The sequence below is a fragment of the Cupriavidus sp. C2SS-8b genome, assembly GCF_057073745.1.
The window spans coordinates 144,421-166,218 of sequence record NZ_CP172717.1 but is presented as its reverse complement, the minus strand read 5'-3'; the positions used below and the strand labels follow the sequence as shown (position 1 = coordinate 166,218).

The window sequence follows — 21,798 nt, the reverse complement described above, 5'->3', positions numbered from 1 at the left end:
CAGCATATGGGCATGACGAAACACTCGTTCCCTCCTTGTCTGCCATTCCCTACAATGGCCCGACCATGCAGCCCGATGGCTGCGCCATTCCAAGACCACGGGAGCTTTCATGAAGATCGGCAAGGGGATCCGGCTGTTCGCAGCCGTGCTGGCAGTTGGCGTGATGCAGGCGGCGGGTGCTGCCGATCCGGACAAGAAGGAAATCCGCTTTGGCGCAACGGCCGGCCCGTACGCGGACCAGATCCGCTATGGCGCGAAGCCCGTGCTGGAAAAGCGCGGCTACAAGGTCACCATCGTCGAGTTCAGCGATTACGTGCAGCCGAACCTCGCGCTGGCCGATGGCGCGATCGACGCCAACGCGTTCCAGCACGTGGCCTACCTGAAGAAGTTCTCGGCCGACCGCAAGCTGCAGCTCTCCGAAGTGGTCCAGGTGCCCACGGCGCCGATCGGCATCTACAGCAACAAGCACAAGGCCCTGACCGAAGTGAAGGCCGGCGCTACGGTGTCGCTGCCCAATGATCCGAGCAACCTCGCGCGCGCCATCACCATCCTGCAGCAGATCGGTTGGGTCACGCTCAAGCCGGGCACGGACATGATCCGCGCCTCGGAGCGCGACATCGAAGGGAACCCGCACAAGCTCAAGCTGATCCAGCTCGAAGCCGCGCAGCTGCCGCGCTCGCTCGACGACGTGGACTATGGCTTCGTCAACGGCAACTTCGCGCTGGCCTCTGGCCTGAAGCTGACCTCGGCGCTGGCGCTTGAGAAGATTCCCGACTACTACATGAACCTGGTGGCGGTGAAGACGGCGGACCTGAACAAGCCGTTCGTGAAGGACATCCGCGACGCCTACCAGTCGGCCGAATTCAAGGCCGTGGCGCAGCAGCGCTTCGCGGGCTTCGTGCCGCCGGCTTACCAGAAGTAAGCAGACGGGCTGAACGCAGCCAGTATGGAAAGGCTCCCATCGGGAGCCTTTCTTGTTTTCCACGGGCGTCTCTTTTGCTGCAGCACGGCATCGCCGGTCAGGCAACGCTTCTGCGCCCGGAGTAACACAAGCGCCGCTTTCCATCCCCCACGCGCGCGCCCATGCCCTAAACTCAAAGCAACCCGACGCGGCCCCGCTGTCCCACAAGGAAAGCGCGGGATCCCTGACACGCACATCGGAGGCCTCCCACATGGGCACGGTTGCGAGCTTTGACATCGGCTACACACGATACCTGGACCCGCCGGGCGCATCCCCGGTTTCTTCTTCCCCTCTCCCGCCATTCGCCACCGATCCGGACGCGCTGCTGCCGCTGTACCGCGCCATGGTGCTGACCCGCCAGTTCGACCTCAAGGCCATTGCGCTGCAGCGCACGGGCAAGATCGGCACGTTCGCCTCCGCGCTCGGACAGGAAGCCATCGGCGTCGGCGTGGCCAGCGCCATGCGCCGCGAGGACGTGCTGGTGCCGTCCTACCGCGAACATGCCGCGCAGTTTGTGCGCGGCGTCAGCATGACCGAGAGCCTGCTGTATTGGGGCGGCGACGAACGCGGCAGCGGCTTTGCGGCGGCGCCGCATGACTTCGGCAACAACGTGCCGATCGGCACGCAGGTTTGCCATGCCGCGGGCGTGGCCTATGCCTTCCTGCTGCGCAACGAACCGCGCGTAGCGGTCTGCATGCTCGGCGATGGCGGCACCTCGAAGGGCGATTTCTACGAAGGCATGAACATGGCCGGCGCATGGCATGCGCCGCTGGTCATCGTCGTGAGCAACAACCAGTGGGCCATCTCGATGCCGCGCAGCCGCCAGACGGCCGCGGCCACGCTGGCGCAGAAGGCGATCGCGGCGGGCATTCCGGGCGAGCAGATCGATGGCAACGATGTGGTCGCGGTGCGGCACCGCGTGGGCGAGGCGATCGAACGCGCGCGGGTCGGCGAGGGGCCGACGCTGATCGAGGCCGTCACCTACCGGCTCGGCGATCACACCACGGCCGACGATGCGTCGCGCTACCGCGATGAGTCCACCGTCAAGGCGCACTGGCAGGCCGAGCCGCTGCTGCGGCTGCGCGAACACCTGGTCAAGCTCGGCGCCTGGGACGCGGGCCGCGAGGAGGCGCTGGTGCGCGAATGCTCGCAGCAGGTAGCACAGGCCGTGGAGGCGTACCTGACCCTGCCGCCGCCTGACCCGGCCGCGATGTTCGACTGCTTGTTCGCCACCATGCCGGCGGCGTTGCAGGAACAGCTGGCGACCGCGCGGCGCTACGCCGCGCCGCACCAGCCCAACCCGAACTGAGGCGCGCGCATCATGGCTGAAATTACTCTGGTCGAGGCCGTCAACCAGGCGCTGGGCTACGCGCTGGAACACGATCCCGACGTACTGCTGCTGGGCGAGGACATCGGCGTGAACGGCGGCGTGTTCCGCGCCACGGTCGGCCTGCAGGCCCGCTTCGGTCCGCAGCGCGTGCTGGACACGCCGCTGGCCGAATCGGGCATTGTCGGCGCGGCCATCGGCATGGCGGCGATGGGGCTCAAGCCCGTGGCCGAGATCCAGTTCACGGGCTTTATCTATCCGGCCATCGACAACATCATCAATCACGCCGGACGCATGCGGCACCGCACGCGCAACCGGCTGGGCTGTCCGCTGGTGGTGCGCTCGCCGTTCGGCGCGGGCATTCATGCGCCCGAGCATCATTCGGAAAGCCCCGAGGCGATCTTCGCCCACATGCCGGGCATCCGCGTGGTCATCCCGTCGTCGCCGGCGCGCGCGTATGGCCTGCTGCTGGCCGCGATCAACGACCCCGACCCGGTCATCTTCCTGGAGCCGACGCGCCTGTACCGGCTGTTCCGCCAGGAGGTCGCCAACGATGGCGCGCCATTGCCCCTCGATGCCTGTTTCACGCTGCGCGACGGCAGCGATGTCACGCTGGTGAGCTGGGGCGCGATGCTCCAGGAAACGCTGGCTGCGGCGGACCAGCTCGCCGAGGAAGGCGTGTCCGCCGCGGTGATCGACGTGGCCACGCTCAAGCCGCTCGACATGCAGACCATCCTCGAATCGGTGGCGCGCACGAGCCGCTGCGTGATCGTGCACGAGGCGCCGCGCACGGCGGGCTTCGGCGCGGAGATCGCCGCGGGACTGGCCGATGCCGGCCTGTACTCGCTGGCGGCGCCGGTGCAGCGCGTGACCGGCTTTGACACCGTGGTGCCGCTGTCGCGGCTCGAGCATACCTACCTGCCGAGCGTGGCGCGCATCGTCGATGCCGTGCGCAAGGCGCTGGCTGCCTGACGGTCTGGGACGAAAATCCGGGGACGCAACCATGAGAGTGTTCAAGCTGCCCGACCTGGGCGAAGGCCTGCAGGAGGCCGAGATCGTAAGCTGGCACGTGAAGGCCGGCGACACCGTGGCCGTCGACCAGCCACTGCTGTCGGTGGAAACCGCCAAGGCCATCGTCGAGATTCCGTCGCCTTACGCGGGCACGGTCGGCAAGCTGTTTGCGCAAGCCGGCGACATCGTTCACCTGGGCGCGCCAATCGCGGGCTTTGAGGGCGCCGGCGATGATGCCGATGCGGGCACGGTGGTCGGCGCGGTCAAGGTCGGCTCGCATGTCGTGTCGGAATCGGCCACGCCGCTCGGATCCGGCGCGGGCGGCGCAGGCATCAAGGCGACGCCGGCTGTGCGCGCGCTGGCGCGGCGCCTGGGCGTGGACCTGGCGATGGCAAACCCGTCCGGTGCCGATGGCGTGGTCACCGCCGCGGATGTGGAGCGCGTGGCGTCGACACTCGCCGAAACCGGGCCGGGCGAGGTCCTGCGCGGCGTGCGCCGCGCGATGGCGCAGAACATGGCGCGCGCGCAGAGCGAGGTCGCCGCCGCAACGGTGATGGACGATGCCGATATCCATGCCTGGCAGGGCGCGCATGACGTCACCATCCGCCTGGTGCGCGCGCTGGTTGCCGGCTGCCGCGCGGAGCCGGGCTTGAATGCCTGGTACGAAGGCCAGACCGGCAAGCGCCACGTCATGCGGAAAATCGACGTCGGCATTGCCGCGGACCTGCCCGAGGGCCTGTTCGTGCCGGTGCTGCGCAACGTGGGCAACCGCGACGCGGCCGACCTGCGCCACGGGCTGGATCGCATGCGCGCCGATATCCGCGCGCGCACCATCGCACCGGAAGAGATGCGCGGCAGCACCATCACGCTGTCGAATTTCGGCATGATCGCTGGCCGCTATGCGGCGCCGATCGTGGTGCCGCCGACCGTGGCGATCCTCGGCGCCGGCCACATCCGCGACGAGGTGGTGGCCGCCGGCGGCGTGCCGGCCGTGCATCGTGTGATGCCGCTGAGCCTGACCTTCGACCACCGCGTGGTCACCGGCGGCGAGGCGGCGCGCTTCCTCGCCGCAGTGATCGCCGACCTGGCGCTGCCCAAATAGCCGGCGGGGTCAGGCCAGGCGGATCTCGCCGTCGAACGTCGCGCTCAGCTTCAGCTTGCCGAGTTCCAGCGTCATCTTCACTGGCAGGATCTCGTTGCCGGCCAGCTCGCCGCTGTCGAGCGCGGCGGCGACAGCCTGCTCGATCTCGCGCTGCGAACTGACGCCGACGGTCTTGAGGAATTTGCGGATGCTTGTGTTGAAGGCTTCCTGGTCCATGGTGGTCTCCTGATGGGCGTTGCGGTTACGCCTTCATAGTAGTGCGCCGCGCCGGAGGGCTGGCGCGCAGGTGCAAAACGCGCTACACAAGAGGCCTGGCCGCCCAGGAGATGCGATGCCCTCGATCGATGACCGCATAAGTCCGACGTTCCGCTGGCTATACCGGCTGGTGTCCCTGCTGGCCGCAGCACTGTTCCTGGCCGGCTGCGCCAGCCTGCCGCCGCAGGACGGGCGCGTCGCCTCCTACGCGGTCGCTGATACCGCCGGCACGCTGCTGGGCCGCACCCTGGCGCCGCTGCTGTCCGCGCGCCCGGGCCAGTCGGCCTTCTATCCGCTCGCCAGCGGCCCGGATGCACTGGTGGCGCGACTGGCACTGGCCAGGGCCGCGCAACGCACGCTGGACGTGCAGTATTACATCTACGACGGCGACCTGACCGGCAAGACGCTGCTGGCCGACATCATCGCCACGGCCGACCGCGGCGTGCGCGTGCGGCTGCTGCTCGACGACCTGCACCTGTCCGGCCAGGACCGCATCCTGTCCGCGCTCGACGACCATCCGAACATCGAAGTGCGCCTGTTCAATCCGTTCACGGCACGAAGCCTGCGCATGGCCCAGATGGCCTTCGACTACAGCCGGCTGAACCGCCGCATGCACAACAAGTCGATGACGGCCGACAACCAGGCCACCATCGTCGGCGGGCGCAATATCGGCGACGCCTATTTCTCGGCCGACAAGGGCTCGGACTTCACGGATCTCGACCTGTTGCTGGCCGGCCCCGTGGTGCCCGAGGTCTCGGCCGTGTTCGACGACTACTGGAACGGTGCCGCCGCGTACCCCGTCAGGGCGCTGGCCAAGCCGCCCGAGGACGCGGCAGCGCAATTGCAAGGCATACGCGAATACCTCGACCAGCATGTCGCCGAAGCGCGCGGCGGCGAGTATTCGCAGGCCCTGCTGGCGTCGGGCCTCGCGCAGGCACTCGAAAGCGGCAAGCTCCCGGCGTACTGGGGCCATGCCGCGGTGATCGCCGACAAGGCAGCCAAGGTCACGCTGCCGCCCGAAGACGATTCGAGCCATGCCATCCCCAAGCTGGCGAAGCTGCTCGGCAGCGCGCAGCAGGAACTGGCGCTGGTATCGCCTTACTTCGTGCCGGACCGCAAGTCGGTGGACTGGCTCGCGCAGATGACAAAGCGCGGCGTGAAGGTGCGCATCCTGACCAACTCCTTCGCGGCCACCGACGTCAGTGCCGTGCACGCGGGCTATTCGCCCTGGCGCAAGGACCTGCTCGAAGCCGGCGTGGAACTCTATGAGCTCAAGCCATCGGCCTACGCCGAGATCGCGCATGAAGGCAAGCACGCGCACCGCAGCATGATCAGCAAGAGCCGCGCCAGCCTCCATGCCAAAAGCTATATGGTGGACCGGCACCTGCTGTTCGTCGGCTCGCTTAACCTGGATCCGCGCTCGGCCCGGCTCAATACCGAGATGGGCGTAGTGGTCGACAGCGCGCCGCTGTGCGAAGCGCTCGGCAAGGACCTGGACCAGGCGCTGCTGGATGTTGCCTACAAGGTCATACTCGCGCCCGGCACCGACGGCAACGCCGCCCACCTGGAATGGGTGACGCGCGAGAACGGCTTGCTGCGCACCTATGACAGCGAGCCGGGCATGGGCGCGCTGCAGCATGTCGGGCAGGGCTTGCTGCGGATGCTGCCGATCGAAGAGGAACTGTAGACTGCCGGACGGCGCATCTGGCCGTGCTTTGGCCCTGTATATAATGCGGTTCCGATCGCCGCCGCGCATCGCGACTGACCTCCATGGAATCCAAGACCGCCCGCCTCACCATCCTGATCGATCCGGCCAAGAAGAAGGCTTTCGAGACCCTGTGCGCGTCGCAGGACCTGACACCCTCGCAAGTGGTGCGGCAACTCATCCGCGAATACCTCGCTCAACACGGCGTGGACTACGCCACCAAGCCAAAGGCCGTTGGCCGCAAGAAGGCCTCGGCGGACAAGGCCTGAGCCAGGGTCTTCATTCCTGCCGCGCGATCCGCGCACAGCGCTCGGTCGCTTCGGCCAGCGTTTCCTGGTAGTTCCCCTCCCCCAGCGCCGCCAGCACGCCGGCGCGCGCAAGCTTCTGGCGCACGCGCGCGTTGGCTTCGCACAGCACCACGGCCACGCCGCGATGCCTGAGCTTGCCGATCACCTCCTCCAGCGTCTGCAGGCCGGTCATGTCCATGAACGGCACGCGGCGCAGCCGGATCAGCAGCACACGCGGATCGGTATGGGTCTGGATCAGCGCGCGCTCGAAGTTCTCCACCGCGCCGAAAAAGAACGGCCCGTCGATGCCGTACACCAGCACGCCGGCCGGCAGACCGGACGGCACCCCGCCGTCGCGCGACAGTTCGTGCTCCAGGTCGGGCGCATCCTGGCGTGACACCTCCACCGACTCCGCCATGCGCCGCAGGAACTGCAGCATGGCCAGGATCACGCCGATATTGACTGCCACCACGAGGTCGGTCAGCACGGTCAGGCTGAAGGTGATCAGCAGGATGGCCACGTCCGCCCGCGGCGCGCGGCGCACCATGCGCGCGAAATGCCGCAGCTCGCTCATGTTGTAGGCCACCACGAACAGGATCGCCGCCAGCGCGGCCAGCGGCACATTGGCGGCCAGCGGCGCCAGGAACATCACCACCAGCACCAGCGTCACGGCGTGCGTGATGCCCGCCAGCGGACTGTTGCCGCCATTGCGGATATTGGTCGCGGTACGCGCGATGGCGCCGGTCGCGGCAAAGCCGCCGAACAGCGGCGCGACCACGTTGGCCAGCCCCTGCCCCACCAGTTCCTGGTTGGAGTCGTGGCGCGTGCCGGCCATGCCGTCGGCGACCACGGCGGACAGCAGCGATTCGATCGCGCCGAGCATCGCGATGGTGAAGGCCGGCCCGGCCAGTTCCAGTACGCGCGCGAGCGTGACTTCGGGCAGCGACAGCCCGGGCAGGCCGCGCGGCAGGCCACCAAAGGCGCTGCCGATGGTGGCCACGCCATCGAAGTGGAACAGCGCCTGGATGGCGGTGGCCGCCACCAGCGCCACCAGCGGCCCCGGAATGCGCCGCAGCCAGGGTACGCGCGGCGTGCCGACCACCAGCAGCAGGCTCAGCAGCGCGATTCCCGTGGTGGCCGGATGCAGATGCGGCAGGACTTGCAGCAGGTGCCAGAGCTTCTGGTGGAAATGGTCGCCGGCGACCGCCGGCAGGCCGAAGAAATCGCGCCACTGGCCGACGAAGATGATCACGCCGATGCCTGCGGTGAAGCCAACGATCACCGGCGCCGGGATATACCGGATCACGCTGCCAAGCCGCGTCAGCCCCATGGCCACCAGGATCAGCCCCGCCATCAGCGTGGCGATCTGCAGGCCGTCGATGCCGTGCTTTGCCGTGATGCCGGACAGGATGACGATGAACGCCCCGGTCGGCCCGGCGATCTGCACCCGGCTGCCGCCGGTCGCCGAGACCAGCAGGCCGGCCACGATCGCCGTGTACAGGCCCTGCTCCGGCTTGGCGCCCGAAGCCATCGCAAAGGCCATGGCGAGCGGCAGCGCCACCACGCCGACGATGGCGCCCGCAACGATATTGGGGAGCCAGTTTCCGCGGCGGAACAATCCAGCTTGCCATGCTTCGCGCAACGCAATCATCGGGGCACCTTCGTCGACGGAGAATCGATAAGCACATCGGATGATAACAGTATGTTAATCATCGTCTACATCGCCCGCCCGGTCCGAATGGATGCCGGAAAGCGCACCGACGGGCTGTCGCGACGCGCAGGCAATTCCTATACTGGAGTGGCCCGCGCGAACCGGGGCGTGCAGCCGGGAACGCGCCGGCTTTCAGTGGACTGGCAGGCGGAGGACACGATGTTCAAGCACTTCCTGGTTCCCACGGATGGCTCGCCCCGCGCCGACGCGATGATTGCGCGCGCCATGACCTTTGCCGGCCGGATCGGCGCCCGCGTCACGGGCCTGCATGTGATTCCCCAGTACCACCTGATGACCTACCGGCTCACCAGCCTGCAGGACACCCGCGAGACGTTCGCTGCGGAAGCGGCGCGCCATGCCGACGAATTCCTGGCCGCGCTGAGCCGGGCGGCCACGCAGGCAGGCGTGCCATGCGATACGGTCACCGCCACGGACGATCATCCGTGGCAGGCGATCGTGCAGACGGCGCAGCAAAGAGATTGCGACCTGATCGTGATGTCGTCGCACGGACGGCGCGGCCTGCAGGCCATGCTGATCGGCAGCGAGACCCACAAGGTCCTGACGCACAGCGCGATTCCCGTGCTGGTATTCCGCTAGGCGCCCGCCGGGGCCTGGCATGCGGGCGGCAGCCCGTCCTCCCACCTTCACCACAAGACCAAGGAGTTCGATCATGGCGATTCGAATAGGCGAAGAAGCTCCCGACTTCACCGCCGAGACCACGCAAGGCCCGATCCGCTTCCATGAATGGATCGGCGACGGCTGGGCCATCCTGTTCTCGCACCCGAAGGATTTCACGCCGGTCTGCACCACCGAGCTCGGCTACATGGCCGGCCTCAAGCCTGAATTCGACAAGCGCAATACCAAGATCATCGGCCTCAGCATCGACCCGGTCGGCGACCATTCGCGCTGGGCCAAGGACATCGAGGAGACACAGGGCCACGCGGTCAACTATCCGATGATCGGCGATGCCGACCTGAAGGTGGCCAAGCTCTATGACATGATCCATCCGGAAGCCAGCGGGGGCCCGCGCACTGCCGTGGATAACGCCACGATCCGCTCCGTGTTCTGGATCGGGCCGGACAAGAAGATCAAGGCGATGCTCGCGTACCCGATGAGCGCCGGCCGCAATTTCGATGAAGTCCTGCGGCTGCTGGACGCCCTGCAGCTCAATGCGAAGCATGCCGTGGCCACGCCGGCCAACTGGAAGCCGGGCGAAGACGTGATCATCCCGACTTCGGTTTCGGACGAGGACGCCCGGAAGAAATACCCGGACGGCTTCAAGACGCTGAAGCCCTACCTCCGGGTAGTGTCGCAGCCAAAGTAGGCTCGTGGCGGGCGGCGCAGCGGTCCGTGCCCCGGTGGGTTACCGGCGCCGCTTCATACTTTTGGATGAGGCGGCCGAATCACCGGGAAAACTATCCACAGGAACAGTGGATATCCGGCCTATTGACAACCGCACAAGGCGCGCCGGGCTTGGGAAACACTGGAGTGCCTAAATTCTAGGCAGCCCGGCGGCGTGGGGAAATGGTTGCACCGGCAGCGATTCTGTGCCTGATGCGATACAACCGGGGTCGGGTTCAATGCACCAGGACGCTGCGAAGCGTCTCTGCCAGTTCCTTGGCCACGAACTTGGCCACATAGGCATTGGCGCCGACCTTGCGGACGTGTTCCTCGCTGGCCTCGCCGGAAAGCGATGAATGAATCACCACGGGAAGCGACTTGAGGCGGCTGTCCGCCTTGATCCGGCGCGTCAGCGTAAAGCCATCCATCTCGGGCATTTCCAGGTCGGTCAGCACCAGCGCCACCTCGTCGTGGATCGAGCGGCCGTTGCTGGCCGCCTCGGTCGCCATGCTGTCGAGCAGCTCCCAGGCTTCCTTGCCCGACTTGGTCATGACCACCGGCGCGCCGAGCGCCTTCAGGCTCTGCTCGATCAGCCCACGTGCGAGCGCCGAATCGTCGGCGGCGATCACCTTGGTGCCCGGCGGCAGTGTGAGTTGCGGCCCGACGGATTCCGGAACGACGTCCGGCTGGCGCGACGGCAGCACGTCGCGCAGGATCTGCTCGACGTCGAGCACCTGCACCAGGCGCGCCTGGTCGGTGCCGGCATCGAGCTTCGCGATGCTGGTCACGTGGCCGGTACGCACGCTGGCCTCGGCTGAATGCACCTGGTTCCATTCCAGCCGCACGATCTCCTCGACCGCTTCCACGGCAAACCCCTGCGTAGACCGCGCATATTCGGTGACCAGCAGGATGCCCAGCCCATTCGCGGGCTTGCAACCCACCAGGCGCGGCAGATCGATCACGGGAATCACCTGGCCGCGGATGTCAGCCATGCCTAGGATCGACGGATCCGCGCCGACCACCGTGGTAACCGGCGGCATCACCAGGATTTCGCGGACCTTGAAGACATTGATGCCGAACAGTTCTGACTGGCCTGAATGCTCGGCGTCGCCCAGCCGGAACAACAGCAATTCGAACTGGTTGTTGTTGGTCAGGTTGGTGCGCTCGTCGATGTCCCTCATCGAACTGCTCATGTGATGCTCCCTTGCATGCCGATTGGCCGATTGGTTTGCCGCTGCGGTAAATGCGGTCTGCGGCCTGGCGGCAGGCGGACAGCAGACGTTCGATGCTTGGATATCGGCAAGCGGGATGGGGATTTAAGGCGCGCGCCCCGCGCCAGATCAAGGCGCGGGGCGCGGCGCACGTGGCGCAGCGGCGTTCAGCCGCCGGCCAGTGCCTGCAGGATGTGGACTTCGTCCTCGTCGCGCAGCGGCGCGTCAAGCCGCATCCACTGCACGCGATTGACGAAGACGCGGATATACGGTCGCAGCTTGTCCTGTTCGTCGACGATGCGGAAACGCATGCCGGGGAATTGCCGGTCGAGATCCTCGAGCAGCTGGCCGATGCTGCCGCCATGCGCCTCCACCACCGGCTGCTGGCCAGTGTAGGAGAGCAGCGGCGAGGCAATATGCACGCGCATCGCCCGGGCCTCGCTCAGGCCGGCCGCGCGGACTGCACCGCGTAGATGTGCGGCAAATGGCGGGCAATGCACTGCCAGTGCTCGCCCTCGTCGGCACTGGCCCAGACCTCGCCACCGGTGGTGCCGAAGTACACGCCCACGGGTTCCTGCGCGTCGGCCGCCATGGCCTGGCGCTTGACCGTGAGCCAGGCCTGCGCGGGCGGCAGGCCGCGGTCCTGGCGTTGCCAGGTTTCGCCGGCATCGCGCGTGACATAGGCCGCGGGCTTGCCGCCGGGGCTCACGCGCGGCCAGACGTCGCTGCCATCCATCGGGAATACCCAAACCGTGCGCGGATCGCGCTGATGCGTGACGATCGGGAAGCCGATGTCCCCGACCTCGCGCGGCATGGCGTCGCCGATGCGCTTCCAGGTTCCTTCGCGCCGGTCCATGCGGTAGATGCCGCAGTGGTTCTGCTGGTACAGGATGTCGGGCGCGGCTGGATGCTGGAGCACGCAGTGCGGGTCGTGACCGTACTCGACGTCGGGGTCCGGCAGGAAATTGGCGGCACAGCCGCGGTTCAGCGGCTTCCAGTCGGCGCCGGCATCGGTGCTTTCAAATACGCCGCCGCTCGACATGCCGATGTACAGGTGTTTCGGGTCGCGCGGGTCGACCAGGATCGAATGCAGCTTGGGGCCGTCGGGCGTGCCGTCCTGCTCGCCGCCGGTCCAGCTGCGCCGCATCGGATGATCGTTGAAACCGGTCACGGAGTCCCAGCTTGCACCATGGTCGGTACTCCGGAACAGCCCTTGCGGAGACGTGCCGGCGTACCACGTGCCCGGCTCGGACGCGTGTCCCGGCGTCAGCCAGAAGACATGGTCGACGACGCGACCCGTTTCGCCTTCGGGCGCCTTGGCAAAGGCGGGCGGACGCGTCGCTTCGGTCCAGTTCTCGCCGCCGTCCGTGGAACGGAATACGGTCGGGCCAAGGTGGCCGGTGCGCGCGGCCATCAGCATGCGCCGCGGCTCGCGCGGGTCTTGCACGATGTGATGGATGGTATGACCCAGGAATACCGGCCCCCGCAGGGTCCAATTGCGGCGGGCCGCGTCGCTGGTCAGGAACCACGCGCCCTTGATCGTGGCGACCAGCAGCATGGCCGGGCCGGATTCCGGAGTCGGCGGCGAATGGGGCTCGGTTTGCGGTGCCGTGGTAGCAGTCATCGTGGCTCCTGCGGAATTGCCCCGTCACGGGGCAGCGTGCTTTCGAGTCTAGTATATGTAGACAGTGTTCACAATGACGCCGTGACGGCAGGATGAGGCCATCGACTCGTCGCACATCAGTTCGTCCGCCTCTCTATATCGACGCTGTTGACCGCAGATCTCGGCACAATGGATAGACATTGCCGGAGAAATATGGGATAAGACCCATTGCCCGGCCGCGCCCCGCCACGCCGGTTCCTCCCCATCTATTTGCCGATGCTACGCCCTTTCCGCGCCACCGCCCTGCTTCGCCATGCCCTGCATGGCGCGGCCGCGTGCACGCCGGCGATGGCCGCCCGCATCGGCTTGCCGGCGACCCCGGCCCATCGGGCCGTGCTTTTCCTGGCCGTGCGGGCAGCCCGGCGGACCCCCGTCCCGACCTGAGCTTTCCCGCACGGCACTTTGCATGCCGCTGCCCTGTTGGCAGCCGCAAACCATTGTGCATCCAGGAGAAAGCCATGCCACAGATCTACCACCGCACCCTTTGCGCCATGCTGGCGCTCGTAATCGTGTACGTCGCCCTCAACGCCTGAGCGGGGGTACTCGTCATGACCATGACCTTCGCATTGCGCCGCCCGGCGCAGGCACTGGCACGCGCCCTGGAATTGCGCATCGATGTCAGCCCCGGACGGGCCGAAGTGGAAGACGAACTGGGCGCCCTGCATGACCGCATGCGCCGCCCGGGCGACCGGCTCCATGCGATGCCGGACCAGCCCAGCGGGCTGCCGGGGCTGCGCCTGCGCTTTCGCGAGGCCGACGGCGAGATTTTCGTGTACGTGGAAGACGTGGCCAGCGGCCGGCTCGCTGGCTATACGGTGTTCAACCGGCTGATCGAGGTCGGCCGTCGCGCCGACCCGTGGGTGCGTTCGCCCCACACGAAGTTTGCGCCGGCTTACCAGCGCCGCGGCCTGGCGTCAGGCCTTTACCGCTGGGCGCTCGATGGTGGACTGTGCCTGCTGAGCGGGGCCCGGCAGTCCGCGGGCGCGCACGCGCTGTGGCAATCGCTGGGCAGCCGGTACACGCTGGGCTATGTCGACCTGCGCCACAAGACGCTCACCTATCTGGGCGAACGGGTCAGCGCAGCCGTCATGGATGACCTGCACACACGCATGGTGCTGCTCGGCCATGGCTGGACGCTGGGGCGCTTCAAGGAAGCGACGGGGATGTACTGATTCCGCTGGGGTCGGCGCTCTGAGCCGTTCAAAGCCAGGTGATGGGCGCCGCCAGGCGGGCATTCTCCACATGCAGCGCCCAGCCGCGCGCAAAGTACTCGCGCACGCGCGCGGCCAGGGAACGACCGTTGCCCATGCGGGCATACAGGTCAGTGTCGCGGGTCAGGTCGGTGGCAACCGCTGCCGGACGGCGGCTCGGAGATTGGCGATAAAGCGTATCAGCAAGGACTTGCATAAGAGGACTCAGGTAGAGGTGACGTCAATGAGAAGCGCACCGAGCCGCACTTGCGTCGACCTGCAAGGACGCTGACGACCCGATTCGAGGGTTATCCCTAGTATATAGAAGTCGACCCCGAGACATACGGGACAACCCCTATAGGCCGTATTTGCGTCAGCTGATATTGCAGGCGTGCCTCCGAGCCGCCTCCGGGCCGTCGTCGCCCACGAAGGCGGCAATCCATCACATTCACTATTCCCCGCCAGGCATACCGCGCATTTTGACGGGGTTATGACGAGTCGGCGCGCGTCGCCTAGCCTTCAGCCTTGCCCGGATCACGCCCATGCAGAAGGCACCGACAAGAGGCAACACCGATAAAACCGGCCGCGCAGCGAACATTGACGCGGCCGATACCTAGAACCATGTGAGACAAAGCCTGTCCACGGCCCTTCCATCGGCCGGGGCAGCGCCCTGCAAGGAGACAGATCATCATGATCGAACAGCCCTATCCGTCGGTGACGGAAGTCGATTCCGCGCGCCCCGAAGTCAGGAACAAGCTCGACGCCTATTTCCAGATCACCGAACGTGGCAGCACACAGCGCCAGGAAGTGGTGGCGGGCGTGACCACCTTCATGGCCATGGTTTACGCGGTCTTCGTTGTGCCGGGCATGCTAGGCAAGGCCGGCTTCGACACCAGCGCGGTGTTCGTTGCGGTCTGCCTGACCACGGCGTTCGGCTCGCTGCTGATGGGGGTGTGGGCCAAGCTGCCGATCGCCATCGGCTGCGCCATTTCACTGACGGCCTTCATGGCCTTCGGCCTGGTGCTGGGGCAGGGACTATCGCCGGCCGTGGCGCTGGGCGCGGTATTCCTGATGGGCGTGGTGTTCACCGCGATCTCGGTCACCGGCGTGCGCTCCTGGATCCTGCGCAACCTGCCGGCGGGCGTGGCCCATGGCGCGGGAATCGGCATTGGGCTGTTCCTGTTGCTGATCGCTTCCAATGAGGTCGGCCTGGTGGTCAAGAACAGCGGCGCGGGCCTGCCTGTCGCGCTGGGCAAGATCACCTCGTTCCCGGTGGTGATGTCGGTGCTGGGCCTGGCCGCCATCTTCGGCCTGGAGCGCCGGCGCGTGCCGGGCGGCATCCTGCTGGTGATCGTCGCCATCTCCGTGCTGGGCCTGATCTTCGACCCGGCCGTGAAGTTCACCGGCGTATTCGCGCTGCCTTCGCTGAGCGCGCCCGGCCACCAGTCGCTGATCGGCGCCATGGACATCCGTGGCGCGCTGTCCGCCGCCGTGCTGCCGAGCGTGCTGGCACTGGTGATGACGGCGGTGTTCGATGCCACCGGCACCATTCGCGCCGTGGCGGGCCAGGCCGGCCAGCTCGACGCCAGCGGCCACATCCGCAATGGTGGCCGTGCGCTGACCGCGGACTCGGTCAGCTCGATCTTCTCCGCCATGTTCGGCGGCGCTCCGGCCGCGGCCTATATCGAGTCGACCGTCGGCGTGGCCGCCGGCGCCAAGACGGGCCTCACCGCCGTGGTGGTCGGCCTGCTGTTCCTGGCCGTGATGTTCTTCTCGCCGCTGGCGGGGCTGGTGCCGTCATACGCCACCGCGCCCGCGCTGATGTACGTTGGCCTGCTGATGCTGTCGAGCGTCTCGCGCCTGCACATGGATGATCTGGTCGATGCGCTGTCGGGCCTGGTGTGCGCCGTGTTCATCGTGCTGACCTGCAATATCGTCACCGGCATCATGCTCGGCTTCTGCACGCTGGTGGTTGGCCGCATCGTCTCCGGCGAATGGCGCAAGCTCAATGTCGGAACAGTGGCAATCGCCATCGCGCTGGCCGCTTTCTATGCCGGAGGCTGGGCCATCTGAAACAGGCGCTTCAATCGGACCGCCGCTGCCGCTGGCGCGGTTGTCCGCAATGAATTCGACAATGTCTCCTCCACCGCCACACGGTGGATTTATGCCCCGGGATTCCTGCTTTTCCGGGGTATTTTTTTTGGTTCTTCGGGCGAATTGCGGGGCGTCGTGCTTGGCATGCGCGGCTGTTTCGCCGGCGTAGCCGGCGGGGCGCTTCAGTGAATGATTGCGTTATCGTGCTTGGCAAGCGCCGCTGTTTCGCCGGCGTAGCCGGCGACTCACTTTCTTGTCCAAGCGACAAGAAAGTAAGCAAAGAAACGCGTCGCTTGCCCTAACGGGCGAATATTGATCGTAGCGTGCGAAGAATTTCGTACGGGTATTCGCTTCAGAGTCTGCCCCGCTGCCTGCCGCGTGGTGCGCGTCCGTCTGCAGGCTCTCCAACAATGATTGAACCAGCCCCGAAACTGTCCGTGGCCCGACACTGCCCGCCATATCGCATCATCGCCTTCGGCTGCTACGCGTCTCACTAGTCGGCAGGCGAGACGACATCAACGGCGCAGATACTGGCGCTTCTGCTTCCGCTTCTTCTCGTCTCTTCCCTCGGTTTTCACTGAGTGCGCGCAGCGCAGCCGTAGGCGTCCTACCGATGGGCGTATTGGCAGGAACCACCAAATAATCCTGTATCTTTTTTTGCCTACCGTCTATACGCTCATCGTGCCGGTATCCGGCCATGCGAACCACTGCCGCATCCACCAATATCCTTGATCCCTGTCGCGCGCCGGCGAACGCATAGCCAATTTCGAAACCGATAGAAAAGCCGGAATGAAGTCGCGCGCGCGCCGCCATTTCTGACAAGCCGCACCACTCTGTAACAATAGACCCGTGCATTCTGCGTTATATTTTGTAAAATATTTTCGTATCCACCGCCGCACGACAATGCCATATCGGCAGGAAGTTCCAGTACCATGCAGCGGTCAATTGCAGAAAAGGGGAATATCGATGGCGACATACAAGCAACTTCTTGCAGAAAAAGAAGCACTCGAAGCCAAGCTCAATGAAGTCAGGCAAACCGAAGTCGCCGGCGTGATCGACCAGATCCGTTCGCTGATGGCCGAATACGGCCTGACCCCAGACGACATCGCCCCGCGCCGCGGCCGCGGCCGGCCGGCAGGTTCTGGCGCCCCCAAGAAGGCGGAGCACGCTCCGCTGCCCGCCAAGTACATGGACCCGAAGACCGGCAAGACCTGGTCGGGTCGCGGCCGTGCCCCGGCATGGCTGGGCAAGCGCCCGGAACGTTTCCTGATCGAGGCGTAAGCCGCTGCGGCCGCCCCCGCCAGGGGCTGGCCCGTCCAGGCGTCGTCAGGACGCCTGGCAGACGTATTCTTTCTTCAGCGCGCGAAAGCCTTGCTGCGTCGGCTCCGCCATGGGCCGCGCGGCGCCTGACGAGAGCGGTTGCAAGCGCAAGACCTGGGCCGAGCACTGGCTCGCGGTCTCGTCCCGCTTATAGCGAATCTCATACTGCGCCCCCGCCGCCGGCACGAACGACACGCCCGCCGCGCAGCGCAGTTCTGGCAGCGGCGGTGCGGCTGTCGATATCACGCCCACGTAGATCCGCCGACCCGCCTCGACATGCCGCTCGCGCGTGCGCGCCGGCGACTCCGGCGAACTTCCGGCCATCTCCAGCCCGCGCTCCCGCCCCATCGCCGACAACTGCCTGCCCATTCCGGCCAGGACCAGCGGACGAGCCGGCTCCGGGCACTTGGCGGGATCGACCACCGTGAAGGTGGTGTTGTCATCGGTATCCGTCATCAGGCGCACACTGGCCACGGCAGCGCCGGACGGCACGCGGTACTGCGCCACGCAGCCGGCAGCCATGACGGCGCCGGCCAGCATGGCCAGGATCGGTACTGCCGTCGGCCCGTGGTGTCGCATGGTGTCTAGAAGAAAGGGGATTGCATGCCGGGGCGCGGCAGGCCGGGGCGGATCGCTCAGCATACCCGCTGGCCTGGGGGCGCGTCGATGGTAGAAACCCATGTTGAAATCCGGCAAGGATATCCACAGAATCTGTGGATATCCTCGCGCGTCGCCCCCGAAACGCCCAGTCTGTGCGCCAACGCACCGGACCGCCCAATTTTTAGGCATCCGGCTGTACCGTGGCGCAAGCCGTCATGCCGGACGCTCCCACGGCGGGCTTTCGCCGAAGTGTTCGGCCAGGAAGTCCACAAACGCCCGCACCCTTGGCGGCACCAGCCGGCGCTGCGGCATGACCGCGTAGATCCCGGATTCCGCCACCGGGTAATCGGCCAGCACCGGCACCAGCTGTCCGGTGCGGAGGGCGGCGCTGACGTGCCAGGTCGAATGCAAGGCAATGCCGAGCCCGGCCAGCGCGGCATCTGACAGCAACTCGCCGGAGTTGGCGTCGATCGGCCCGCGTACCCGCACGGCAATCTCCCCGCCCGCACCATCGCCGAGGCGCCAGACATCCTGCCGGCCCTGGCTGCCCACGAGCAGCAGGCAATCATGGCTGGCCAGGTCCTGGGGCGTACGCGGCGTGCCGCGGCGGCGCAGGTATTCCGGTGATGCGCACAGCAGCCGCCGGTTGGTCGCCAGCTTGCGCGCGACCATCGCTGAATCATCGAGCGTGCCGATACGGATCGCCAGGTCGAAGCCGGCGCTGACCAGGTCCAGCACGTTGTCCGTCATGGTGAAGCTTAGCTTCAAGCCAGGATGCCGCGCCATGAATTCCGGCAGCAGCGGCGAGATATAGAGGCGACCGAACGACGACGAAGCGGTCACGCGCAGCGTTCCCGAAATACCGGTACCCGCCTGCCGGAGCGAACTGCCCAGCGCATCGAGATCGTCGACCAGCGCACGGCCTTGCTCGGCAAGGATCACGCCCTCAGGCGTCGCATGCAGGCGTCGGGTGGTGCGATGCAACAGACGAACGCCGAGTTCGCGCTCCAGCCGCTGCAGCCGCTGGCTGGCCACCGCCACGGACAAATCCAGGCTGCGCGCGGCGGCACTGATCGAGCCAAGGTCCAGCACGCGCAGAAACAAGCCGATATCGCCGATGCGATCCATGATTCTCAATTTTTTCTTGAAACTGATTATGCATCATGCCCATTTATGAAGAAGATGAAAACACCGACACTTCAACCTTCCTGCGATCCCCCCCGCCCTCCGCAAGCGCCCCCCATGCCAAACCCAGCCCCCAACCCACGTACCGGCCGCATGCCGGTTGCCCTATACGCGCTGACTGCCGGCTCCTTCGGCATTGGCTGCGCCGAATTCGTCATCATGGGCCTGCTGCTGCAAGTGGCCACTGACTTGCATGTCAGCATTGCCGCCGCCGGCATGCTGGTTTCCGGCTATGCGCTCGGCGTGTTCGCCGGCGCGCCGGTGCTGACGCTGCTGACCCGGCGCATGCCGCGCAAGGCCGTGCTGCTCGCATTGATGGGGATCTACACCGTCGGCAACGCGGCCTGCGCGCTGGCGCCCGACTACACCACGCTGATGATCGCGCGCGTCCTCACCTCGCTGACGCACGGCACCTTCTTTGGCGTAGGCGCCGTGGTGGCGACCGGCCTGGTGCCGGCCGAGCGCCGTGCCTCGGCGATTTCGGTCATGTTCTCGGGCCTGACGCTGGCCACGCTGCTGGGCATGCCCGCCGGCGCCTGGCTGGGCCTGCACCTTGGCTGGCGCTCGACGTTCTGGGCCATGACGCTGATCGGCCTGGTCTCGATTGTCGTGATTGCCGCGCTGGTACAAAAGAGCCGCGACGACAGCGCGCCGGTCGCGCTGCGCGAGGAACTCGCGACCATCGTGCGGCCGCAGGTGCTGCTCGGCCTGCTGATGACCGTGCTGCAGTCTGCCGGCACCTTCGCGGTGATCACCTATGTGCAGCCGCTGCTGACGCGCGTGACTGGCTTCAGCGAGGGGGCGGTGTCGCCGATCCTGCTGCTGTTCGGCGGCGGCATGATCGTCGGCAACATCCTGGGCGGCCGCTTCGCCGACCGCCAGCCCACAGCCGCGCTGCTGGGCTCGCTGGCGACGCTCGTCGCCGTGCTCGCGACCATGACCTTCGCCGTCCACAATCAGACCGCCATGGCCGGCTTCGTCGGCATCCTGGGCGTCGCCGCGTTCGCGACCGTGTCGCCACTGCAACTGCGCGTGCTGCACCACGCCAGCGGCGCGGGCCAGAACCTGGCATCGAGCTTCAACATCGCCGCATTCAATCTCGGCAACGGCATCGGCGCATGGCTGGGCGGCATGGTGGTCGCCCATGGCCCGGGCCTGGATGCCCTGCCCTGGGTGGCGGCCCTGGCGCCATTGGCCGCACTGCTGGTGGCATGGCTCAGCGTGCGGCGGGAGCGCGGCAACGATCGCATGGCCGTAGTGGCCGGAATGGGCTGACACAGGCCTGCATCAGCCGTCGACAGGGCGGAATTCCCAAAGCTGTTTGGTGAATCGATCCGGTCCGTGTCGAAGGGCACGAGCCGGATGGCCTTGGGCACGCCCGGGGAACGGCTCAGCCAGCCTTTCCGTCGATCCTGGGCCGCGCCAGCCGCGGCGCGTAGACCACGGCGTAGACCGCGAATGCTGCTACCCAGCAGACGGCCGCGCCGTAGATCCAATGCAGGTACCCCGCCGGCCACAGCAGCGGCCCGATGACGCGCAGCACCGCTGCCGCCGCGACCAGCCAGTAGGCAGCGGTCTCCGCGCGCCCGGCGGCGAGCGTCCGGCCCGTGTGCCCGAGCGCCGTGCGCGTGACCATGGCGATGATGGCGCCACCGAGCACGCCGACCGTGAACGCATGCGTAGCGATGCCCGGCATCACCAGCCCGAGCACCGCGGCGGCCTGCAGCAGGAAGGCCAGCGGCAGCCACCCATAGGCCAGGTGCAGCGACCACAGCAGCGGGCGGTTGCCCACCGCATAGCCGCGCCAGCCGACCACGCGGATGCCAAGCACCACGGCCGCCAGCAGCGACAACAGGGCCGCCAGCCACCCGGGCAGCGGAACCAGCCCGGCCAGCAGGCCCAGGACTGCCGCCGGCACGGCCACGCGGTCGACCTTCGGATACTGGCGCAGGCGGAAGCCTGGAACGGCATTGGTCGTGAACATCGGAATCACGCGTGCGCCGATGACGATGACGAACAGCGTGATCAGCGCCACGCCGGCCTGGCAAGCGCGCAGCGCCGCGTCGGCGTAGCCACCGGCATGCAGCGCAAGGCTCGACACATTGGCCAGGGCCAGCAGCGAGAGCGCAAACGCCAGCGGATAGTTGCGGCGATTACCGCCTTTGACCAACGTGCGCGTGAACGCTAGCGCAGCCAGCGGCAGGAACGCGCCGTCGATCCACGCGGCCAGCACGCCAGGGCCGAACCACATGGCGCCACGCCCGGCCAGCCACAGCACGAACAGGCAAGCGAGCGGCGCGCCGGTCGGCGTGGGTTGCCCGGTCCACGCGCGCCCGGCCGTGAACAGGAAGCCGACCACGATCGCCGCGGCAAAGCCGAACACCATCTCATGGGCGTGCCACAGCATCGGCGGCAAGGCACTCGAAGGCGCCACGCCGGCCCCACCGCCGAACATGGCAGCCCAGGCGGCCACGGCGATCGCCGCGAAGACCGCACCGCCCAGATAGAAGGGACGGAAGCCAAGCGCGAACAACGCAAAGCCGCGCGGCGGCGGACCCGCTTCCGGCGACTTGCGCGGACCGCGTGCGGGCAGGATAGGGATGGTTTCCATGATGGGCGCGTGCGAGAAATTTGATCCGCGTCACGGGTTGATACCGTGTCCAGGCGGGGTGCAACCACGATAGCACCCTGATGCCGCCGTCGTCCTCCGCCGATGGAACTAGCTCCACCAGCAGGTTCCGTGGCGTGGCGGCTTGTGCTCCCGGCGAATGGTCAGCCGTAACCCGCGTGCCTACTCTGGCGTCATCCCGTCAAAGTTGACACAGGAGTATGGCC

Annotated in this window: 21 protein-coding genes; 12 read left to right on the top strand and 9 right to left on the bottom strand. The window is 66.9% G+C overall.

The features are described from left to right. Nucleotides 1-109 precede the first annotated feature (109 nt). The 4 genes from ACIGJB_RS17730 (at nt 110) to ACIGJB_RS17715 (ending at nt 4,401) form a co-directional block, all read left to right on the top strand. Entirely contained in the window at nt 110-922 is an 813-nt protein-coding gene (locus ACIGJB_RS17730) for a MetQ/NlpA family ABC transporter substrate-binding protein (protein WP_483733619.1), read from the top strand. Between the two features lie 250 nt (nt 923-1,172). Next, nucleotides 1,173-2,270, top strand: a complete 1,098-nt coding sequence (gene pdhA / locus ACIGJB_RS17725) for a pyruvate dehydrogenase (acetyl-transferring) E1 component subunit alpha (protein WP_483733618.1) — start codon at nt 1,173-1,175, stop codon at nt 2,268-2,270. Nucleotides 2,271-2,282: 12 nt separating this feature from the next. Continuing rightward, complete coding sequence (locus ACIGJB_RS17720) at nt 2,283-3,260, top strand: alpha-ketoacid dehydrogenase subunit beta (protein ID WP_483733617.1); 978 nt, start codon at nt 2,283-2,285, stop codon at nt 3,258-3,260. Between the two features lie 31 nt (nt 3,261-3,291). Continuing rightward, nucleotides 3,292-4,401, top strand: a complete 1,110-nt coding sequence (locus ACIGJB_RS17715) for a dihydrolipoamide acetyltransferase family protein (protein ID WP_483733616.1) — start codon at nt 3,292-3,294, stop codon at nt 4,399-4,401. A gap of 9 nt (nt 4,402-4,410) precedes the next feature. Here ACIGJB_RS17715 and ACIGJB_RS17710 read toward each other — a convergent pair whose 3' ends face one another. Further along, nucleotides 4,411-4,617 (bottom strand): DUF6494 family protein, encoded by a 207-nt coding sequence (locus ACIGJB_RS17710; protein WP_483733615.1) that lies wholly within the window; start codon nt 4,615-4,617, stop codon nt 4,411-4,413. A 115-nt stretch (nt 4,618-4,732) separates the two neighbouring features. Here ACIGJB_RS17710 and ACIGJB_RS17705 point away from each other — a divergent pair, with 115 nt between their 5' ends. Continuing rightward, the gene (locus ACIGJB_RS17705; protein ID WP_483733614.1) at nt 4,733-6,343 is read left to right on the top strand and encodes a phospholipase D family protein; all 1,611 of its coding nucleotides are present in this window, start codon (nt 4,733-4,735) and stop codon (nt 6,341-6,343) included. A gap of 83 nt (nt 6,344-6,426) precedes the next feature. Continuing rightward, entirely contained in the window at nt 6,427-6,630 is a 204-nt protein-coding gene (locus tag ACIGJB_RS17700) for a CopG family transcriptional regulator (RefSeq protein ID WP_483733613.1), read from the top strand. A 10-nt stretch (nt 6,631-6,640) separates the two neighbouring features. Here ACIGJB_RS17700 and ACIGJB_RS17695 read toward each other — a convergent pair whose 3' ends face one another. Beyond that, nucleotides 6,641-8,299 carry a SulP family inorganic anion transporter gene (locus tag ACIGJB_RS17695; protein ID WP_483733612.1) on the bottom strand — a complete coding sequence of 553 codons (1,659 nt, stop codon included), beginning with the start codon at nt 8,297-8,299 and terminating at the stop codon, nt 6,641-6,643. Nucleotides 8,300-8,518: 219 nt separating this feature from the next. Between ACIGJB_RS17695 and ACIGJB_RS17690 the strand changes: the two genes are divergently transcribed. Next, entirely contained in the window at nt 8,519-8,956 is a 438-nt protein-coding gene (locus tag ACIGJB_RS17690; protein ID WP_483734710.1) for a universal stress protein, read from the top strand. Between the two features lie 73 nt (nt 8,957-9,029). Continuing rightward, nucleotides 9,030-9,683, top strand: a complete 654-nt coding sequence (locus tag ACIGJB_RS17685; RefSeq protein WP_483733611.1) for a peroxiredoxin — start codon at nt 9,030-9,032, stop codon at nt 9,681-9,683. 253 nt (nt 9,684-9,936) lie between these two features. Here the strand turns inward: ACIGJB_RS17685 and ACIGJB_RS17680 are convergent, their stop codons facing one another. The 3 genes from ACIGJB_RS17680 to ACIGJB_RS17670 form a co-directional block, all read right to left on the bottom strand. Next, entirely contained in the window at nt 9,937-10,893 is a 957-nt protein-coding gene (locus ACIGJB_RS17680; RefSeq protein WP_483733610.1) for a chemotaxis protein, read from the bottom strand. Nucleotides 10,894-11,078: 185 nt separating this feature from the next. Further along, on the bottom strand, nt 11,079-11,339 hold the full coding sequence (locus ACIGJB_RS17675; RefSeq protein WP_483733609.1) for a MoaD/ThiS family protein: 261 nt from the start codon (nt 11,337-11,339) through the stop codon (nt 11,079-11,081). A 14-nt stretch (nt 11,340-11,353) separates the two neighbouring features. Then, nucleotides 11,354-12,535, bottom strand: a complete 1,182-nt coding sequence (locus ACIGJB_RS17670) for a WD40/YVTN/BNR-like repeat-containing protein (protein WP_483733608.1) — start codon at nt 12,533-12,535, stop codon at nt 11,354-11,356. A 587-nt stretch (nt 12,536-13,122) separates the two neighbouring features. On the opposite strand from ACIGJB_RS17670, the gene ACIGJB_RS17665 reads away from it, so the two are divergent. Then, on the top strand, nt 13,123-13,746 hold the full coding sequence (locus ACIGJB_RS17665) for an N-acetyltransferase (protein WP_483733607.1): 624 nt from the start codon (nt 13,123-13,125) through the stop codon (nt 13,744-13,746). Nucleotides 13,747-13,774: 28 nt separating this feature from the next. Here ACIGJB_RS17665 and ACIGJB_RS17660 read toward each other — a convergent pair whose 3' ends face one another. After that, the gene (locus tag ACIGJB_RS17660; RefSeq protein WP_483713260.1) at nt 13,775-13,981 is read right to left on the bottom strand and encodes a hypothetical protein; all 207 of its coding nucleotides are present in this window, start codon (nt 13,979-13,981) and stop codon (nt 13,775-13,777) included. Nucleotides 13,982-14,454: 473 nt separating this feature from the next. On the opposite strand from ACIGJB_RS17660, the gene ACIGJB_RS17655 reads away from it, so the two are divergent. Further along, a complete protein-coding gene (locus tag ACIGJB_RS17655; protein WP_483733606.1) occupies nt 14,455-15,837 on the top strand; it encodes an NCS2 family permease in 1,383 nt (460 codons plus the stop codon). 987 nt (nt 15,838-16,824) lie between these two features. Next, complete coding sequence (locus ACIGJB_RS17650; RefSeq protein WP_483733605.1) at nt 16,825-17,139, top strand: H-NS histone family protein; 315 nt, start codon at nt 16,825-16,827, stop codon at nt 17,137-17,139. A 45-nt stretch (nt 17,140-17,184) separates the two neighbouring features. Here ACIGJB_RS17650 and ACIGJB_RS17645 read toward each other — a convergent pair whose 3' ends face one another. Then, the gene (locus tag ACIGJB_RS17645; RefSeq protein ID WP_483733604.1) at nt 17,185-17,757 is read right to left on the bottom strand and encodes a hypothetical protein; all 573 of its coding nucleotides are present in this window, start codon (nt 17,755-17,757) and stop codon (nt 17,185-17,187) included. A 234-nt stretch (nt 17,758-17,991) separates the two neighbouring features. Next, nucleotides 17,992-18,906 (bottom strand): LysR family transcriptional regulator, encoded by a 915-nt coding sequence (locus ACIGJB_RS17640; RefSeq protein WP_483733603.1) that lies wholly within the window; start codon nt 18,904-18,906, stop codon nt 17,992-17,994. Between the two features lie 150 nt (nt 18,907-19,056). Here ACIGJB_RS17640 and ACIGJB_RS17635 point away from each other — a divergent pair, with 150 nt between their 5' ends. Further along, nucleotides 19,057-20,238 carry an MFS transporter gene (locus ACIGJB_RS17635; protein ID WP_483734709.1) on the top strand — a complete coding sequence of 394 codons (1,182 nt, stop codon included), beginning with the start codon at nt 19,057-19,059 and terminating at the stop codon, nt 20,236-20,238. 115 nt (nt 20,239-20,353) lie between these two features. On the opposite strand, the gene ACIGJB_RS17630 is transcribed toward ACIGJB_RS17635, so the two are convergent. Further along, entirely contained in the window at nt 20,354-21,574 is a 1,221-nt protein-coding gene (locus tag ACIGJB_RS17630; RefSeq protein ID WP_483733602.1) for an NnrS family protein, read from the bottom strand. Between the last annotated feature and the right edge of the window lie 224 nt (nt 21,575-21,798).

Coding starts and splice junctions, on each gene's coding strand:
- ACIGJB_RS17670 (WP_483733608.1), bottom strand. CDS start 12,535: ATGACTGCTACCACGGCACCGCAAACCGAGCCCCATTCGCCGCCGACT.
- ACIGJB_RS17660 (WP_483713260.1), bottom strand. CDS start 13,981: ATGCAAGTCCTTGCTGATACGCTTTATCGCCAATCTCCGAGCCGCCGT.
- ACIGJB_RS17705 (WP_483733614.1), top strand. CDS start 4,733: ATGCCCTCGATCGATGACCGCATAAGTCCGACGTTCCGCTGGCTATAC.
- ACIGJB_RS17700 (WP_483733613.1), top strand. CDS start 6,427: ATGGAATCCAAGACCGCCCGCCTCACCATCCTGATCGATCCGGCCAAG.
- ACIGJB_RS17695 (WP_483733612.1), bottom strand. CDS start 8,299: ATGATTGCGTTGCGCGAAGCATGGCAAGCTGGATTGTTCCGCCGCGGA.
- ACIGJB_RS17645 (WP_483733604.1), bottom strand. CDS start 17,757: ATGCGACACCACGGGCCGACGGCAGTACCGATCCTGGCCATGCTGGCC.
- ACIGJB_RS17680 (WP_483733610.1), bottom strand. CDS start 10,893: ATGAGCAGTTCGATGAGGGACATCGACGAGCGCACCAACCTGACCAAC.
- ACIGJB_RS17655 (WP_483733606.1), top strand. CDS start 14,455: ATGATCGAACAGCCCTATCCGTCGGTGACGGAAGTCGATTCCGCGCGC.
- ACIGJB_RS17685 (WP_483733611.1), top strand. CDS start 9,030: ATGGCGATTCGAATAGGCGAAGAAGCTCCCGACTTCACCGCCGAGACC.
- ACIGJB_RS17675 (WP_483733609.1), bottom strand. CDS start 11,339: ATGCGCGTGCATATTGCCTCGCCGCTGCTCTCCTACACTGGCCAGCAG.
- ACIGJB_RS17665 (WP_483733607.1), top strand. CDS start 13,123: ATGACCATGACCTTCGCATTGCGCCGCCCGGCGCAGGCACTGGCACGC.
- pdhA (WP_483733618.1), top strand. CDS start 1,173: ATGGGCACGGTTGCGAGCTTTGACATCGGCTACACACGATACCTGGAC.
- ACIGJB_RS17635 (WP_483734709.1), top strand. CDS start 19,057: ATGCCGGTTGCCCTATACGCGCTGACTGCCGGCTCCTTCGGCATTGGC.
- ACIGJB_RS17640 (WP_483733603.1), bottom strand. CDS start 18,906: ATGGATCGCATCGGCGATATCGGCTTGTTTCTGCGCGTGCTGGACCTT.
- ACIGJB_RS17650 (WP_483733605.1), top strand. CDS start 16,825: ATGGCGACATACAAGCAACTTCTTGCAGAAAAAGAAGCACTCGAAGCC.
- ACIGJB_RS17630 (WP_483733602.1), bottom strand. CDS start 21,574: ATGGAAACCATCCCTATCCTGCCCGCACGCGGTCCGCGCAAGTCGCCG.
- ACIGJB_RS17690 (WP_483734710.1), top strand. CDS start 8,519: ATGTTCAAGCACTTCCTGGTTCCCACGGATGGCTCGCCCCGCGCCGAC.
- ACIGJB_RS17720 (WP_483733617.1), top strand. CDS start 2,283: ATGGCTGAAATTACTCTGGTCGAGGCCGTCAACCAGGCGCTGGGCTAC.
- ACIGJB_RS17730 (WP_483733619.1), top strand. CDS start 110: ATGAAGATCGGCAAGGGGATCCGGCTGTTCGCAGCCGTGCTGGCAGTT.
- ACIGJB_RS17715 (WP_483733616.1), top strand. CDS start 3,292: ATGAGAGTGTTCAAGCTGCCCGACCTGGGCGAAGGCCTGCAGGAGGCC.
- ACIGJB_RS17710 (WP_483733615.1), bottom strand. CDS start 4,617: ATGGACCAGGAAGCCTTCAACACAAGCATCCGCAAATTCCTCAAGACC.